Raw genomic sequence first — 16231 nt, forward strand, 5'->3', positions numbered from 1 at the left:
CGGGGGAGTGGAAGGGGGCGCGTTCGCCGAGTGATCTGGTCCCGCTGATCATCCCGGCCCTACTGTCACGGACAAGGGCACGGATGCACGGCGGGAGGCGCGACGATGCCGTCCCAGGACGAACCCCCTCCGAGGTGGCACAACCCGGGCGACCTCCCGGATCCCACCGGTGACCGGACCGACGACGTCCTGGTCCGCGTCCACGATCTCGCCGGCCGGCCGCGCGGTACGGGCTTCGTGGCCGACCACCACGGAACCGTGGTCACCAGTCACGAGGCGGTCGACGGACTGCCCCGGCTCGTACTGCACGCGGCGGGCGGCCGCCAGTGCGTGGTGACCGCCGACGCGGTCACCCCCCTGCCCGCGCTCGACCTGGCCCTCGTCCGCACCGAGGGGCTCGGCGTCGCACCGCTGCCGGTCACCGCGCGGCGCGGCGGCGTCCGGCCCGGCACCTACGTACGGATCGCCGCCGGCGGCTGGCGGGAGGCGCGCGTGCTGGGGACGAGCTCCGTGACCTACACCGCCACCGACCGCCCGCACCCCATCGCCGGTGTCCTGGAACTGGCGGTCGGCACCGCGGGCCGGGACGCACTGCGCCTCGGCGGCGGCGCCGCCGGGGGCCCGGTGCTCGACGCCGCCACCGGCACGGTGCTCGGCGTGCTCGGCACCGCGCTCCGCTCCGACACCCGCGACGAGGGCTTCGCCGTACCGCTGCCTCCGCCGTCCCCGGCCCAGGGCCCGCTGGCCGAGCTGCTCGCCGAGAACGCGGCGACGGTCCCGGCCTACGGCGCCGAACTCAACCTCGCCGGGCTGGTGCGGCTCACCGCCGCGTCGGTGGGAGGGGACGGGCCGACCCGTGCCGTGGAACCCGTCGAACGGTCCGCCGTCGGCGCGGAGTTCGCCGCTTTCGAGCGGGGCGGGGCCGCCGTACTGGGCCTGGTCGGACCGCCCGGCAGCGGTCGTACGACGGAGCTGGCGGCGCTCGCCGCCCGCCGCCACCGCGCCGGGCGGCCCACGCTGCGGCTGCGCGGCGCCGACCTGCGCGAGGACGACGGCTCCGTCGCGGACGCCGTCCGCCGGGCCCTGGAGCGGGCCGCCGCGGTCGTCGCCGCCTCCCGCGCCCCGTCGTTCCCCGCCACCCCGGACGACTTCGGTGACCTCGACACGGAGCGCCTCGCCGGGCTCGCCCGCACCTCGGGTCGCCCCCTGCTGGTGCTCCTCGACGGCCCCGAGGAGATGCCGCCCGTCCCGGCCCACCGCCTCGCCGAGTGGACCGCCGGGACCGTGCGGTGGCTGCGGGCGACGGGGGCGCTGCTGGTCGTGGCCTGTCGCGCGGAGTACTGGGAGGGGGCCGGGGCGCTCTTCCCGGCGGAACTGCTGCACACGGGTGCGGGCAGGGCCGGCGGGCTCCCCGCGTGTGTGCCGCTCGGTGACCTCACCGCCGAGGAGGCCCGCGAGGTGCGAGCCCGTCACGGCATCCCCGAGGGCGCACTGGCCGACGCCGACGCCCGCCACCCCCTGACCCTGCGGATGCTCTCGGAGATCCCGGTGGTCCTAGCCGACACCGCCGTGGACCGCGACGACGTGTTCTCCGCCCATCTGGACCTGACGTGCCTGCGGATCGCCGACCGCCTCGCCGCCGGGAACGGGCTCCGCGGCACCGCCGTGCGCCGGCTGGCCGCCAAGGTCGCCGGGCAGGTGCACGAGGCCGCCCGGCGCAGCCTCGGGGCCGGGCACGGGGAGCTGGACCGGGAGTCGTTCGAAGCGGTGTTCCCCCGAGGGCCGGCGCCCGACCGGCTCGGCGGCGGCACCGGCTGGGCCTCGGCCGTCCTCGCCGAGGGCCTCCTCGTCCCCGCCGGGACGACCGGCTACCGCTTCGCGGACGAGGAGCTGGCCGACTGGCTCCAGGGCACCCACCTCGACGTGGACGACGCCCTGCGCGCCCTGGTCCACACCCGCGCCGTCCCCGCCGCCCCGGCCGTTCAGGACGGCCGCACGGGGCCGCCGCCCGGCCACAGGTCCGGCGCGGCCGGTTCCGGCCCGTGGCGGGGCGCCGCCGGCTCCCTCCCGCTGTCCGGCGACCGGGCCGGTCCCGGCGCCGGGCGTCGCGCCGTGCCTGCCGCCGCCCACGACCCCTGGACCGTCGCCGGTCCCGATCCCTGGGCCGTCGCCGACACCGGACGGCGGCCCGCTGAGGACGGTCCTCTCCCGACGCAGGCACTCGGCCGGAGCGGTGCGGCACCGGGCGAGGGCGGTCCGATCACCGCCGGAACCGCCGACGGCCGCCCGAGGCCGCTCGCCGTCGACTCCGCCGCGGCCGACCGCCCTCTCCTGCCCGCCCGCGTCACCGAAGCGGCAGCCGTCACCCCCGTCCCGCACCACCGCGTCGGTGTCGTCGTCGAAGCCCTGCTGTTCCTCGCGCGGCGGCACGGGAGCCGGCGGCTCGCCTCGCGGCTCACGGACCTGGTGCACGCCCTCGACGCCGACCCGGACTCCTGGTGGGCCGCCCGCCTCCTCGCCGGGACCCTCGCCCGGGTGCCCGACGCGACCCCGTACACCGACGTGCTGCGGCTGCTGGCCGACCGCGTCGTGGCCTGGCGGGAGCAGCGACGGGCCGTGCCGGCCGAGCTGGTGCCCGACTTCTGGACCGCCCTCCGGCTGCCCCCGGAAGCGCTCTGCGCGCTGTTGCGCCGACTCGTCCACGCCGACGGCCCCCCGTGCGAGAACGGGCCCCGCTTCCTCGACGCCGCCGCCCACCTGCTCGCCGCCGACCCCGTCGCCGTACTGCCGTATCTGATCCGCTGGTTCGAGGACGACCGGCCGTTGCCCGCCACCCCGCACGCGACCGTGGCGACCGCCGCGCAGGCGCTGCTGCACACCCACCGGCACGCGGCCCCGGACGCGCTGACGGAGGTGCTCGCCGACAGCGGGCACCGGCGCGCCGAACAGCTGCTCACCGTGCTGTCGGAGGAGGAGCCCGCGGCGATGTGCCGGGCCGTCGACCGGTGGGCCAGGGACGAACGGCCCGCGCGCCGTGCCGCGGCCATCGCCCACGGCCAGCGGGTCGCGCCGTACGCGCGTGACCACGCCGACCGCACCCTGCTGAGGTACGCGGCGCTCGCCGTGCTCGTCCGCAGCGCCGACCGGGAGCTGCACGGCGGCGCGCTCGCCCTTCTCGTCCGCGACCCGGACAGCAGGGACCGACACCTCCCGCGGGCGCTGGAACGCTTCACGGCCGGTGACCCCCACCTGCCGCCGAGCGCGCTGACCGCGGCCCTCGAAACCCACCCGGAGCCCGTCCTCGACGCCTTCCGGACCAGGCTGGGGGACGCGGACGCGGGCGAGACGCTGCGCGCCCTCGCCGACGCCGTCACACCCGCCCTGGCCCGCCCGGTGGCCGCACTCGTGCGGGAGGCCGTGGAGCGGCGGCCGGAGCTGACGGGCCACGTCGCCGCGTACGCCGACGGACGACTCGACCGGGGCCCCGCCGCCCGTGCCGTCCAGCGCACCCTGCTGACCGGCCTGCTCGACGGCGGCCCGCATCCCCTCCGCCTGGCCCTCGCCGGTGTCCTCGCCGCCCCGGGGACGCCGGACTCCCGCCCGCTGCGCCGCGAACTGCTGGACGCCCTGCTCGCCCGCGAGTCCGACGCCTCCGTCCTGGAGGCGGTGGTGCGGGCCGCCGCCCGGAACCCCGGTCCGGAACCGCGCGTACTCGTCCACCGCGCCGGACTGCTCCTCGTCCGCACCCCGGAGGGCGCCGCCCGCCTCGACCGCTGCCTGGCCGACCTGGCCCGCCATGTGCCGGGCTTCGCCGCCGCCGTGGCCGGCTGGCTGGCGGACGCCCCGCGCGAGTGGGTCCCGCTCGTGGGGGCGGAGACCCGACGGACGATCGGGGACATGTCAGGCAGGGCCGTTCCCGTATGACCTGGGCCGGCACGTGCACCCCGTCACAGACTCCCCCTACCGATGCGGGCCCCCGGCATGCGGCATGGCACCCTTAGAGTCGCGCAGAGAAGTCCACGGACTCGGGTTCGTTCGACAAGGTTTCGACAAGGAGCAGGCACAGTGCAGCGCTGGCGTGGCTTGGAGGACATCCCCCAGGACTGGGGGCGCAGCGTCGTCACCATCGGCTCCTACGACGGAGTGCACCGCGGGCACCAGCTGATCATCCGGCACGCCGTGGACCGCGCCCGTGCCCTGGGCGTCCCCGCCGTCGTCGTCACGTTCGACCCGCACCCCAGCGAGGTCGTCCGCCCCGGCAGCCACCCCCCGCTGCTCGCCCCGCACCACCGGCGCGCCGAGCTCATGGCCGAGCTGGGCGTCGACGCGGTCCTGATCCTCCCCTTCACCACCGAGTTCTCGAAGCTGTCCGCCGCCGACTTCGTGGTCAAGGTCCTCGTCGACAAGCTGCACGCCAAGGCGGTCGTCGAGGGCCCCAACTTCCGCTTCGGCCACAGGGCCGCGGGCAACGTGGAGTTCCTCGCCGAGCAGGGCGAGGTCTACGACTTCGACGTCGAGGTCGTCGACCTGTACGTGTCCGGTGCGGCGGGCGGCGGCGAGCCGTTCTCCTCGACGCTCACCCGCCGCCTGGTCGGAGAGGGCGAGGTCGAGGGCGCAGCCGAGATCCTCGGCCGCCCGCACCGGGTGGAGGGCGTCGTCGTCCGGGGCGCCCAGCGCGGCCGCGACCTGGGCTTCCCCACCGCCAACGTGGAGACGCTCCCGCACACCGCGATCCCCGCCGACGGCGTCTACGCCGGCTGGCTGCACGCGCAGGGCGAGGCCATGCCGGCCGCGATCTCCGTCGGCACCAACCCCCAGTTCGACGGCACCGAGCGCACGGTCGAGGCGTACGCGATCGACCGCGTCGGCCTCGACCTGTACGGCCTCCACGTCGCCGTCGACTTCCTGGCCTTCGTGCGCGGCCAGGCGAAGTTCGACACGCTCGATGCGCTGCTGGACCAGATGGCCGAGGACGTCAAGCGCTGCAAGCAGCTGGTCGCCGCGGCGGAGAAGCCCTAGCCGGGCTCCTGGAACGGCGGGCTGGTCGTCACCGGCGCGCCGGGCAACCGCAGGCAGTACGCGACCGACAGGGCGATCTCCGACCAGGTGCCGGCACGGGGCTGCGCCTACGCGTCGACGGACAAGGGCAACAGCTGCGTCGACCAGCGGCGTCGACTCCACCTCGACGTGGACAGGGAGGGCACTCGCCGATTCCCGGGGGTCGCCCGCGCATCGACTCCCTCCTCCGCCTAGCGACGCACGGCACCGGACGCCGCTCCCCGCTCCGACCCGACCGACGAGGCGGCTCTTGGGGCGCGGGAGGTGCCCCCCACGCGCCGCGCCGGGCGAACGCCCGCATACGACCGACCAGTACGGGGGCGTCGGCCCGGCACCGCGAGAGCGGGCGCCGGACGCCGGGAGCCGTCCTCCGGGCGGACGACGCGACTTCGTGGACGTCCCCCCGGGCCCTGCCTCGTGGTGCCTGGCCAGCCACGCGCCGCACCGGGCTGACGCCCGAGCAGGACTGATCAGCCCGGCCCTGTCAGAGCACGCACCGTCCTCCGCGAGAGGACGACTCGACCTCGCGGGCGCCTCCGACCGGAGCCCGGTCAGTCCGCCCCCGCGTGTGCCCAGTGGCACGCCACCTGGGCCGTGCCGCTTCCGTCGAGGATCTCCGGGTCCTTGGCCCGGCACGCCTCCGCCACCCCCGCCGCCTCCGCCTCACCGCCCGCCAGGATCGGACAGCGGGCGTGGAAGCGGCAGCCGGAGGGCACGCGGGACGGGTCCGGGGGCTCCCCCGTGAGGATCACCGGCTCGCCCGTGGCCTCCGGAAGGACCGACAGCAGGGCCCGGGTGTACGGGTGCCGTGGCGCGGTCAGGACCTGCTCCACCGCCCCGGTCTCGACGATCCGGCCCAGGTACATCACCGCGACCCGGTCGGCGATGTTCCAGGCCAGCCCCAGGTCGTGCGTGACGACCAGCGCGGACAGGCCCAGTTCGGCGCGCAGGCGCAGCAGCAGGGCCAGGATCTCTCCGCGTACGGACGCGTCGAGTGAGGCCACCGGCTCGTCGGCGACGAGGAGTTCGGGCTCCAGCACCAGCGCGCCCGCGATCACCACGCGCTGCCGCTGACCGCCGGACAGCTCGTGCGGGTACCGCAGGAAGAAACGCTCCGGTGGCCGCAGCCCCGCCCGGGACAGGGCGTCCGCGACCGCGGCCCGCTCGTCACCGGCGTGACCGTGGATCCGGGGCCCCTCGGCCACCGCGTCGTACACCGTGTGCCGGGGATTCAGCGAGCCGCTCGGGTCCTGGAGCACCAGCTGCACCCGCCTGCGGTACGCCTTGAGCGAGCGGGCGGAGTAGGCCAGCGGACGCCCGTCGAAGGTGACCCGTCCCGCGGTCGGCTCGACCAGGCCCAGCAGGGCGCGGGCCAGCGTCGTCTTGCCGCAGCCCGACTCGCCGACCAGGGCGACGATCTCACCGGGGCGGATGTCCAGGTCGACACCGTCCACGGCCCGGGCGTCCGGGGCGCCGTGCCGGCCGGGGAAGGCGACGTGGACGCCCTGGGCGCTGAGGAGGGGAGAGCTGGTCATGGGGTGGTGGGCCTCGCTTCCTCCAGGGGATCGGGTTCGCCGGGGCCCGTGCCGTCCACGACCCGCACACACGCCGCGCCCCGCTCCGGTCCCGCGTCCCGCAGCGGCTGGTCCTGCGTGGCGCAGGAGTCCAGCGCCACCGGGCACCGTGGATGGAACGCGCAGCCCGACGGCAGCGCCGACGGGTCCGGCGGATCGCCCGGCAGGCCGCGCGGGGCGAAGCGCGACGCCGGGTCGCCGATCCGCGGGAACGCGGCCGACAGCGCCTGGGCGTAGGGGTGGTGGGCGGACTCGTACACCTGCCCCGCCGGCCCCTCCTCGACCACCCGGCCCGCGTACATCACCGCGAGCCGGTCGCAGGTGCCGGCGAGGACCGCCAGATCGTGGCTGATCATGATGAGCCCGACGTCCTGGTCCGCGACCAGCCGCTCGATCAGCCGCAGGATCTGCGCCTGGATCATCACGTCGAGCGCGGTCGTCGGCTCGTCGGCGATGATCAGCCGAGGGTCGCAGGCCAGCGCCATGGCGATCATGACGCGCTGCCGCTGCCCGCCGGACAGCTCGTGCGGGTAGGCCGTCGCGCGGGCGGCCGGAAGACCGACGTGCTCCAGCAGTTCCCCGGTCCTCCGCCGCGCCCCGGCCGGGGTCGCCCTCCGGTGCAGCAGGACCGGCTCGGCGATCTGGTCACCGACGCGCCGCACGGGGTTGAGGGAGTGCATCGCGCCCTGGAACACGATGGAGGCCCCGGCCCAGCGGACCGCCCGTACCCGGCCCCACTTCATCGCCAGCACGTCCTCGCCGTCCAGCAGGACCTCCCCGCCGACCCGGGTCCCCGCCGGCAGCAGCCGCAGCAGCGCCAGCGCCAGGGTCGACTTGCCGCAGCCCGACTCCCCGGCGATGCCCAGCTTGCGGCCCGCGTCCAGCCGCAGGTCCACCCCGCGCACGGCCGCCGCCCCGCCCTCGTACGTGACCGTCAGCCCTCTGACGTCGAGCAGACTCAACGGGACACCCCCAGCCTGGGGTTGAGAACGGACTCCACGGCCCGCCCGCAGAGCGTGAACGCCAGTGCCACCAGGGCGATCGCGATGCCCGGCGGCACCAGATACCACCAGTGCCCGGCGCTGACCGCCCCCGCCTCCCGGGCGTCCTGCAACAGCCCGCCCCACGACACCACGGTCGGGTCGCCGAGCCCCAGGAACGCCAGCGTCGCCTCCGCGAGGATCGCCGAGGAGATGATCAGCGTCGTCTGCGCCAGCACCAGCGGCATCACATTGGGCAGCACGTGCCGGGACATGATGTGCCAGTGCCCGCCGCCCAGCGCCCGCGCACGCTCGATGTACGGCCGTGTCTCCACGGCCAGCGTCTGCGCCCGCACCAGCCGGGCCGTCGTCGGCCAGGTCGTCACCCCGATCGCCACGACGATCGTGAGCAGCGAGCGGGACATCACCGTGGCCAGCGCGATCGCCAGCACCAGCGTCGGCATCACCAGGAACCAGTCGGTGATCCGCATCATCACCGTCGCGTACCAGCCGCGGAAGTGGCCCGAGGTCACCCCGATCACCGTGCCGATCGCCACCGACAGCACCGCCGCGAGCAGCCCCACCAGCAGCGACACCCGCGCGCCCCAGATCACCAGTCCGAGCAGGTTCCGCCCGAACCGGTCCGCGCCGAAGGGGAGTTCCGCGCTCGGGCGCTCCAGCGGGTCGCCCGGCGCGTCGGTCACGTCGTCCACGTCCGAGCCGACCAGCAGCGGGGCGGCCAGGGCGAGCAGCGCGAAGAGCGCGAGCGTGGCGAGCCCGAAGAGCCCGGCCCGGTGGGTGCGGTACCTGCGCCAGAAACGCGCGGCCGACGCCCGGCGCCGCTGCCACGCCATGGCGCCAGGGCGCACGGCCGGGATCTTCTCGGTCGTCATCGGCCCACCCGGGGATCGAACAGCGGATAGATCAGATCGGCCAGCGTGTTCATCACGATCACCGCGGCGGCGAACACGAAGAACAGCCCCTGCACCAGCGGCAGATCGGGCACGCTCAGCGCCTGGTAGAACAGCCCGCCGAGCCCCGGCCAGGAGAAGACCGTCTCGACGAGGATCACCCCGGCCACCGTCCGTCCGAGGTTGATGAAGATCAGCGTCACGGTCGGCAGCAGCGCGTTGGGCAGGGCGTGCCGGCGCCGTACGAGGTCGTCGCGCAGCCCCTTGGCCCGCGCGGTGGTCAGATAGTCGCTGCCCATCTCGTCCAGCAGCGCCGACCGCGTCACCAGCAGCGTCTGACCGTACTCCACGGCCACCAGCGTCACCACCGGCAGCACCAGATGGTGCGCCACGTCCACGGCGTACGCGAGGCCCTCCTCCCCGCCCGACTCCATGCCACCGGTCGGGAACAGCCCCGGCAGCGGGCCGATCCCCACCGACAGCGTGACGATCAGCAGCAGCCCCAGCCAGAAGGACGGCAGGGAGTACAGCGTCAGCGCCAGCCCCGTGTTGAGCCGGTCCCCGAGCCGCCCGTGCCGCCACGCCGACCGGGTGCCGAGGACGATGCCGAGCACCGTGTAGACGACGAAGGCGGTACCCGTGAGCAGCAGCGTGTTCGGCAACGCCTCCGTGATCTTGTCGAGGACCGGCGCGTTGAACTGGTACGAGGTCCCCAGATCACCGGTGAGCGCCTTGCCGCAGTAGTCCGTGAACTGCTGCCACAGCGGCAGATCCAGGCCGAACTCCTCGCGGTAGGCGGCGAGTTGCTCGGCCGAGACCTGACGGCCACCGGTCATGAACTTCACCGGGTCGCCGGGGATCAGCCGGAAGAGGAAGAAACTGGTGACGAGGACGGCGAGGAGGGAGACGGCCGCACCGGCCACCTTGCCCGCCACATGGCGCGGATACGCGGCGGTGACACGGCCGCCGCGTGCGAACGTCGCGTCAGCGGTCATGAGTCCCGTTCACCCGGCCTATTCGCGGTCCTCGGCGGTGGCCCGTCGCCGCATCGCCGCGAACGCCCCCAGCCCCGCGAGGACGACGACACCCGCCACGATTCCGATGATCACGCCGGTCGACGACGCGTCGCCGCCCCCGTCACCGGAGTCCGCGGGCACCGCTGACCACCAGCTCCAGTAGCCGTCCTGCCCGTAGATGTTGCCCGCCTTCGCCGGCATGGTGGTGATCGACTCGATCTGGTCCGTGCGGTACGCCTCCACCGCGTTCGGGTACGCCATGACGTTCATGTACCCGAGGTCGTACAGCCGCGACTCCATCTGCTTGACGATGTCCGCCCGTTCGCCGGGGTCGTACTCGGCGAGCTGCCGGGCGTACAGCTCGTCGTACGTCCTGTCGCAGATGAAGTTGTCGGTCGCGCCGGTCTCCTCCGGGGTCGCGGGGAGCGCGGCACAGGTGTGGATGGAGAGCACGAAGTCGGGGTCCGGGTTGACCGACCAGCCGTCGAAGGCGAGGTCGTACTCGCCGGCGAGCCAGGGGTCGGTCACGTTGTCCAGGCAGTTGAGCGTGACCCCGATGCCGAGGTCGCCCCACCACTCCTCGAGGTACTGGCCGATCGCCTTGTCGTTCGGATCGGTGGCGTGGCACAGCACCCGGTAGTCGATCGGCCTGCCGTCCTTGCCGACGCGTTGGCCGTCGCCGTTCTTCCGGTAACCGGCCCGATCGAGCAGCCGGGCCGCCTCCGCCGGGTCGTACGCCAGCTCCTGATCGGCCGACGGCTCCCAGAAGTACTGCGAGAAGCGCGGCGGGATGTAGCCGGCACCCTCGACGGCGTGCCCCTGGAACACCTTGTCGATGATGGTCTTCCGGTCCACCGCCATGAACAGGGCGTTGCGCACCCGCTGGTCGAGCAGTGAGGGGTGCCCGTCACCCATCTTCTCGCCGTTCTTCGCCTTCGCGCCCGGGTTGGTGGCCAGCGCGTAGAAGCGGCGGCCCGGGGCGTCGTTGACGTGAATGTTCTTCTCGCCCTTCAACGAGGCGGCCTGCGCCGGGGTCAGGGACGGCGACCCGGCGACGAACGACACCTCGCCCTTGCGCAGCGCGGACACCGCCGCGTCCTGGTCCTTGTAGTAGCGGAAGACCAACTCGTCGAACTTGGGTGCCCCGCGCCAGAAGTCCTTGTTGGCCTTCAGCCGCACATAACTGTCGGCCTTGTAGTCGGTGAGGACGAAGGGGCCGTTGCCGACGACGGGGAAGTCCTTGTCGTTGTTGAACTTCGCGTAGTCGTCGACCTTCTCCCAGACGTGCTTGGGCACGATCGGCACGTCCAGCGCCGTCATGGTGGCCTGCGGCTTCTTCAGCCGGATGACCAGCTGCGTGGGGCTCGGAGCGGTGACCTTCTCGAAGTTGGCGACGAAGCTGCCGTTGGCGGTGGCGGCGCCCGGGTCGCTCATCATCGTGTTGAACGTCCAGGCCGCGTCCTCGGCCGTGGCCCGCTTCCCGTCCGACCATTTCGAGTCGGAGCGGATGGTGTACGTCCAGGTCAGCTTGTCCGGCGACGACTCCCACTTGGTGGCCAGACCCGGGATGACGTGGTTGTCCTCGGCGTCGTAGTTGGTGAGGTACTCGTAGGTCAGCCGGTGGATGCTCGTGGTGAGCAGCCGCACGGCCAGGAACGGGCTGAGCGAGTCGACGCTCTGCGCCACCGCGACGGTCAGCACCTTGGCGCCGTCACCGTCCGCCCGTGCCTGCTGCGGTGCCGGGTTGAGGGGGGTGGCGAGCCCGGCGCTGAGGGTGAGCGCGGCGGCACCGGCCGCCATGACGAGCCGCGTGCGGCCCGGGGTGCGGTGGGGACCGCCGTACTGATCATTCGTAACCATGGTCGCTGACCTCGCGTCATCGCTCGCACGGAAAGGACGGGTTGATCAGATGAGTGATGTGTGTGTCTATCAGCGACGGCTGCGAGCGTCAACGGCGCACGCACCCCATGTGGCCTGCGGAAACAACGAGTTGACGTGCGCCGGGGCACCCATTGGTCGAGACCACTGACGCACTCCTGGCCAACGCCTGACGGCGGATTCAGGCCAGGTCGACCGGCCGCGTCCGCAGCTTGGCGGCGATGCGGGCCAGGGCGCGCTGGTCCGCGGCGGTCAGCGGATCGAGCACCAGTCGGCGCACCGCCTGCACATGCGTCGGCGCGGCCGCGACGACGACCTCGTACCCGGCGTCGGTCAGGGCGGCGATGGTGAAGCGGCCGTCGTCGGGGTCGGGGAAGCGCTCGACCCACCCCCGCGCCTCGAACCGCTTGACGACGTTGGACAGACGGGAGAGCGAGCCGTTCGTGAGATACGCCAGCTCGCTCATGCGCAGGCGGTGCTCCGGGGTCTCGGAGATGTGGCTGAGGGTCAGGTACTCGAAGAGCGTGAGGCCGGCCTCGCGCTGGAGCGGCGACTCCAGCCGCCCCGGCAGCAGCAGGACGAGCGAGATCAGGCCGGTCCAGGCCTCCTTCTCGTCCGCGGTGAGCCACTGGGGTTCGTCGTCGGGCGTGGCACCGCTGGTGTCCGGGGTCGGGGCACTGCTCATCCGCACAGGTTACCAATCGGTCATGACTTCATGCGTGAAGTGAATCGTGGTACGTTCACTTCATGCGTGAAGTCAATCGAGAGGATTTCCCCATGTCTGGCACCACCACGGACGTCTCCCGTGCCCCGGAGTTCTTCGTCACCCCCGGCTATGGACCGAAGCACCTGGACCTTCTGCACTACAGCCAGGCGGTGCGCGTCGGCGACCGTGTCGAGATCTCCGGACAGGGGGGATGGGACGACGACACGAACTTCCCGGAGGCCCTGGAGGACGAGATCGTCCGGGCCTTCGACAACGTCGAAAGGACCCTCGCCGAGGCGGGTGCCACCTGGCGCGACGTCATCGCCGTGGACTCGTTCCACATCCCCAGCGCCACGGACACCATCGGCGAGGACCACACCCGGGTCATGGTCGACCAGTTCCGCCGGCGCATGGGCGAGCGTGCCCCCATCTGGACGCAGCTCGGGGTGGCGGCGCTGGGTGCACCGGGCATGCGCGTCGAGATCCGCGTCACAGCCGTCGTCGGCCACGAGCGCTGACCGCACCGCGAACAGCCGAAGGGGTGGGCCTCCCGTCACCGGGAGACCCGCCCCTACCGTGCGCCTGAGACGCCCCTACTGCTGCGGGGGCGGCTGCTGCCCTGGCTGGCCCGGGTAGTACTGGCCCGGGACCTGCGGGTACGGGTGGCCCGGCTGAGCCGGGGGCTGTCCCGGCTGGGCGTAGGGCTGCCCGGGCTGCGGCTGCTGCGGGTACGGGCCCGGCTGCCCGGGGACGGCCGCCTGGCCGTGCTGCGGCCGGCCGGGCACCGGCCCACCGGGGAAGGGCTGGCCCGGCAGCGGCGGGGCGGCGACCGGCGGCGGGTTGCCGTCGGAGGTCCACAGTCCGTGCGACTGCTGGTGCCGGACGAAGTCCTCGGCGACCATCGCCGCGAGATTGAAGTACGCCTCCCGCACCTTCGGCCGCATCATGTCCAGGTCGACCTCGGCACCGGCGGCCAGATGCTCGTCGAACGGCACGACCAGCACGCCCCGGCACCGGGTCTGGAAGTGCGCCACGATGTCGTCGACCTTGATCATCTTGCCGGTCTCGCGCACCCCTGAGATCACGGTGAGGGACCGCGAGACCAGATCCGCGTAACCGTGCGCGGACAGCCAGTCCAGTGTCGTACTGGCACTGGACGCACCGTCCACCGACGGCGTGGAGATGATGATCAGCTGGTCGGCGAGGTCCAGCACCCCGCGCATCGCGCTGTAGAGCAGACCCGTGCCGGAGTCCGTGAGGATGATCGGGTACTGCTTGCCGAGCACGTCGATCGCGCGCCGGTAGTCCTCGTCGTTGAACGTCGTGGACACGGCCGGGTCGACGTCGTTGGCGATGATCTCCAGACCGGAGGGCGCCTGCGAGGTGAACCGCCGGATGTCCATGTACGAGTTGAGGTACGGAATCGCCTGGACGAGGTCACGGATGGTGGCCCCGGTCTCGCGCCGCACACGGCGGCCGAGCGTACCGGCGTCCGGGTTGGCGTCGATCGCGAGGATCTTGTCCTGCCGCTCGGTGGCCAGGGTGGAGCCGAGGGCGGTGGTCGTGGTCGTCTTGCCGACGCCGCCCTTGAGGCTGATCACGGCGATGCGGTAGCAGGACAGCACCGGCGTACGGATCAGCTCCAGCTTCCGCTGCCGCTCCGCCTCCTCCTTCTTCCCGCCCAGCTTGAAGCGCGACCCGCCGGCCGCGGGGCGGCTGCTCTTCGTCTTCTGCTTCTTGTTGTTGAGCAGCCGGTCCGAGGAGAGCTCCACGGCCGCCGTGTAACCGAGGGGCGCCGCACCGGGGTTGGTCGGCTGCCGCTGGTCGTGCTGGATGGGCTGCGGCCAGGCGGCCCCGGCCCGCGGATCGACGGGCTGCTGCGGGGGCAGCCCGCCTTGCGGCGGCACACCGGGGTGCTGGGGCTGGGGCTGCGGGGGAACGCCGGGCTGTTGCGGCTGCGGCGGCACACCGGGCTGCTGGGGGAAGCCGTAACCGCCGGGCTGGGCCGGGGGAGTCGGACCCGCGGGCGGGGTCCCGGGCTGCGGAAGCCCGTAACCGGCCTGGGGGTTGGGCGCGGGTGCGGCGGTCTCGGGCTGCGGTTCGGCCGCGTTCGCGCCGGCGGGCGGGAACCCGTACCCGGCCTGCGGAGGGGTCGGCTGGGCAGCACCCGGCTGCGGGAAGCCGTAGCCCGCCTGGGGGTTGGGTGCGGGGACGGCGGTCTCGGGCTGCGGTTCGGCCGCGTTCGCGTTGGCGGGCGGGAACCCGTACCCGGCCTGCGGAGGGGTCGGCTGGGCGGCACCGGGCTGCGGGAAGCCGTACCCGGCCTGTGCGTTGGGTGCGGGAGTGGCCTCGGGCTGGGGAGGCGTCGGTTGGGCGGCACCCGGCTGTGGGAAGCCGTAGCCCGCCTGGGGGTTGGGTGCCGGAGTGGTCTCGGGCTGCGCGGGGGGCTGCTGTGGTGCGCCGGGGTGCGGGAAGCCGTAGCCGGCCGACGGGGCGGGCGGAGCCGGAGTGGTCGGCGGGTCCCAGCCGGCGGGCGCGGGCTGCGGTGCCTGCGGCTGGAACGGCGGCTGCTGGGCGGGTACGGCCGGCTGGTCCTGCGCGGCCGCGGGCTGCGGCGCGCCCGTGTCCGTCGACTGCTGAGCGGGCCACTGACCCGCCGGGGCAGGTGCGGCGGGGTACGCCGGCGGCACCGGGGGCAGGCCCGGCGGCGGGGGAGTCCAGGCGGGCGAGGCGTCGGGCACGGCCGGCACGGCATCCTGGGGTGCGCTGTCCTCGGGGGCCTCGGCGGGAGCCGCGTCGGCGGGTACCGCGTCGTTCACCGGCTCGGCGTCCTCGGGCTCATCGGCCGCCGGTTCGTCCGTCGCCGGTACGTCCCCGGAGGGCACGGCGTCCTCGGGCTCCGCCTCCGGCTCCACCGGCTCGGCGTCGTCCTCCACGTCGGTCACCGAGGACTCGGCGTCCTCGGTGTCGTCGTCGCTGGTGACGTCCTCGGAGTTGGGGCCTTCGTCCTCGTCGACGTCCTCGCTGCCGTCGGCCACGGCCTCGTCGTCGGACACCGGTCGAGCCTGGTCGGACTCGGACTCGGACTCGGGCTCGGCCTCCGACTCGGATGCCGCTTCCTCGCTCGCCTCCGCGTCGGCCTCCGCCTCCTCCTCGCGCTCCGCCATCTCCCGCTTCAGCGCGGCGGCGGAGAAGCGGATCGTGGCACCGCTCTCCAGATCACCGCTGTCGGCCCGCTCCTCCCCGGCCGCCGGCGCCTCCTCGGCTCCGGACGCCGACCCCTGGGACGCGAACCCGCCGACCGGAATGCTCGGCACAGCCGAAGGGGATGCCGAACCGGAGTCCGCGGGCTCCTCCTTCGCTTCCGGCCGCTGCGGCTCGAACCCGCTCCCCACCGGAAGCCTGGGCACGGCCACCGGCCCCCCGGACGGAGGCGCGGGCGGAGCGGGGGGCGTGAACGGCGCACCCGGCGCCGGCGCCGGAGGCGTGAACGGGGCGCCCGGTGCGGGCGCGGGCGCGGGCGGCGTGAAGGGCGCCCCCGGCGCGGGCGCGGGCGGAGGCGTCGGAAGGGACGACGGCCCGGTGGCTCCCACCGCGTGCGGCGGCGGAGTCAGCCCGGGCAACGGCGGAACGGGCCCACCGGACGAAGGCGTCGGAGCGGGCGACGAACCGGAGGCGGACGAAGAAGCGGAGGAACTCGACGAACCCGCGGAACCGGAAGAAGAGGACGACGCCCCCGACTCCGAACTCCCCGCAGCGTTCTGCGTGTACCAGGCCGGCGGCGCGTAGTCGATCGTGAACTCGCCCGTCGTCTCGATGGCGGACTCCGCGTCGGGCTGGCCATCGCCGGGTGTCGCCCAGCCCCCGCGCGTCCCGTCCCCGTCGCTGCTCACAGTTCCTCCTGGATTGGTCGAGCACCCTCGTGCGTGCTGGGGGCGACCATGTGCCCTCCCCGTAGGACGCCGATGCCCGGTTCACGGGTTCTGGCGTCGCGCCGGGTACCAGCCTAATCACCAGTAGCCCCGCCCCGTCAGCCCCGCCCGCCCTCCGGCACGGGCCGCGCGGCCCCGCACGCCGCGGTCAAGGACCGTATAAATTTCGCTACTTA

Annotated in this window: 10 protein-coding genes and 1 pseudogene; 4 read left to right on the top strand and 7 right to left on the bottom strand. The window is 73.9% G+C overall.

The features are described 5' to 3' along the window. Positions 1-105: 105 nt before the first annotated feature. The 3 genes and pseudogenes from ACZ470_RS31270 to ACZ470_RS31280 form a co-directional block, all read left to right on the top strand. Positions 106-3924, top strand: a complete 3819-nt coding sequence (locus tag ACZ470_RS31270) for a trypsin-like peptidase domain-containing protein (RefSeq protein WP_468432637.1) — start codon at positions 106-108, stop codon at positions 3922-3924. Between the two features lie 141 nt (positions 3925-4065). Then, on the top strand, positions 4066-5019 hold the full coding sequence (locus ACZ470_RS31275; RefSeq protein ID WP_468432639.1) for a bifunctional riboflavin kinase/FAD synthetase: 954 nt from the start codon (positions 4066-4068) through the stop codon (positions 5017-5019). Beyond that, positions 5020-5163: pseudogene (locus ACZ470_RS31280) on the top strand (tannase/feruloyl esterase family alpha/beta hydrolase); the annotation flags it as partial. A gap of 446 nt (positions 5164-5609) precedes the next feature. On the opposite strand, the gene ACZ470_RS31285 reads toward ACZ470_RS31280, so the two are convergent. The 6 genes from ACZ470_RS31285 to ACZ470_RS31310 form a co-directional block, all read right to left on the bottom strand. Beyond that, on the bottom strand, positions 5610-6593 hold the full coding sequence (locus tag ACZ470_RS31285) for an ABC transporter ATP-binding protein (RefSeq protein WP_468432641.1): 984 nt from the start codon (positions 6591-6593) through the stop codon (positions 5610-5612). Then, positions 6590-7594, bottom strand: coding sequence for an ABC transporter ATP-binding protein (locus ACZ470_RS31290; protein WP_468432642.1), 1005 nt, complete (start codon positions 7592-7594; stop codon positions 6590-6592). Before ACZ470_RS31290 ends, ACZ470_RS31285 begins: the two co-directional genes overlap by 4 nt. Continuing rightward, complete coding sequence (locus tag ACZ470_RS31295; RefSeq protein WP_468432644.1) at positions 7591-8505, bottom strand: ABC transporter permease; 915 nt, start codon at positions 8503-8505, stop codon at positions 7591-7593. Before ACZ470_RS31295 ends, ACZ470_RS31290 begins: the two co-directional genes overlap by 4 nt. After that, complete coding sequence (locus ACZ470_RS31300; protein ID WP_468432646.1) at positions 8502-9518, bottom strand: ABC transporter permease; 1017 nt, start codon at positions 9516-9518, stop codon at positions 8502-8504. The genes ACZ470_RS31295 and ACZ470_RS31300 overlap by 4 nt, the downstream gene beginning before the upstream one ends. A gap of 18 nt (positions 9519-9536) precedes the next feature. Beyond that, complete coding sequence (locus ACZ470_RS31305; protein ID WP_468432648.1) at positions 9537-11399, bottom strand: ABC transporter substrate-binding protein; 1863 nt, start codon at positions 11397-11399, stop codon at positions 9537-9539. A 199-nt stretch (positions 11400-11598) separates the two neighbouring features. Continuing rightward, on the bottom strand, positions 11599-12102 hold the full coding sequence (locus ACZ470_RS31310; RefSeq protein ID WP_468432650.1) for a MarR family winged helix-turn-helix transcriptional regulator: 504 nt from the start codon (positions 12100-12102) through the stop codon (positions 11599-11601). 92 nt (positions 12103-12194) lie between these two features. On the opposite strand from ACZ470_RS31310, the gene ACZ470_RS31315 reads away from it, so the two are divergent. Beyond that, positions 12195-12641 carry a Rid family hydrolase gene (locus ACZ470_RS31315; protein ID WP_468432652.1) on the top strand — a complete coding sequence of 149 codons (447 nt, stop codon included), beginning with the start codon at positions 12195-12197 and terminating at the stop codon, positions 12639-12641. Positions 12642-12716: 75 nt separating this feature from the next. Here the strand turns inward: ACZ470_RS31315 and ACZ470_RS31320 are convergent, their stop codons facing one another. Further along, on the bottom strand, positions 12717-16016 hold the full coding sequence (locus ACZ470_RS31320; RefSeq protein WP_468432654.1) for an SCO5717 family growth-regulating ATPase: 3300 nt from the start codon (positions 16014-16016) through the stop codon (positions 12717-12719). Between the last annotated feature and the right edge of the window lie 215 nt (positions 16017-16231).

Source organism: Streptomyces sp. NPDC031111 (genome assembly GCF_055570675.1).

What these genes read in the sequence shown, in the direction of transcription:
- ACZ470_RS31285 (WP_468432641.1), bottom strand. Translation starts at nt 6,593, where the DNA reads ATGACCAGCTCTCCCCTCCTCAGCGCCCAGGGCGTCCACGTCGCCTTC.
- ACZ470_RS31315 (WP_468432652.1), top strand. Translation starts at nt 12,195, where the DNA reads ATGTCTGGCACCACCACGGACGTCTCCCGTGCCCCGGAGTTCTTCGTC.
- ACZ470_RS31305 (WP_468432648.1), bottom strand. Translation starts at nt 11,399, where the DNA reads ATGGTTACGAATGATCAGTACGGCGGTCCCCACCGCACCCCGGGCCGC.
- ACZ470_RS31295 (WP_468432644.1), bottom strand. Translation starts at nt 8,505, where the DNA reads ATGACGACCGAGAAGATCCCGGCCGTGCGCCCTGGCGCCATGGCGTGG.
- ACZ470_RS31310 (WP_468432650.1), bottom strand. Translation starts at nt 12,102, where the DNA reads ATGAGCAGTGCCCCGACCCCGGACACCAGCGGTGCCACGCCCGACGAC.
- ACZ470_RS31300 (WP_468432646.1), bottom strand. Translation starts at nt 9,518, where the DNA reads ATGACCGCTGACGCGACGTTCGCACGCGGCGGCCGTGTCACCGCCGCG.
- ACZ470_RS31270 (WP_468432637.1), top strand. Translation starts at nt 106, where the DNA reads ATGCCGTCCCAGGACGAACCCCCTCCGAGGTGGCACAACCCGGGCGAC.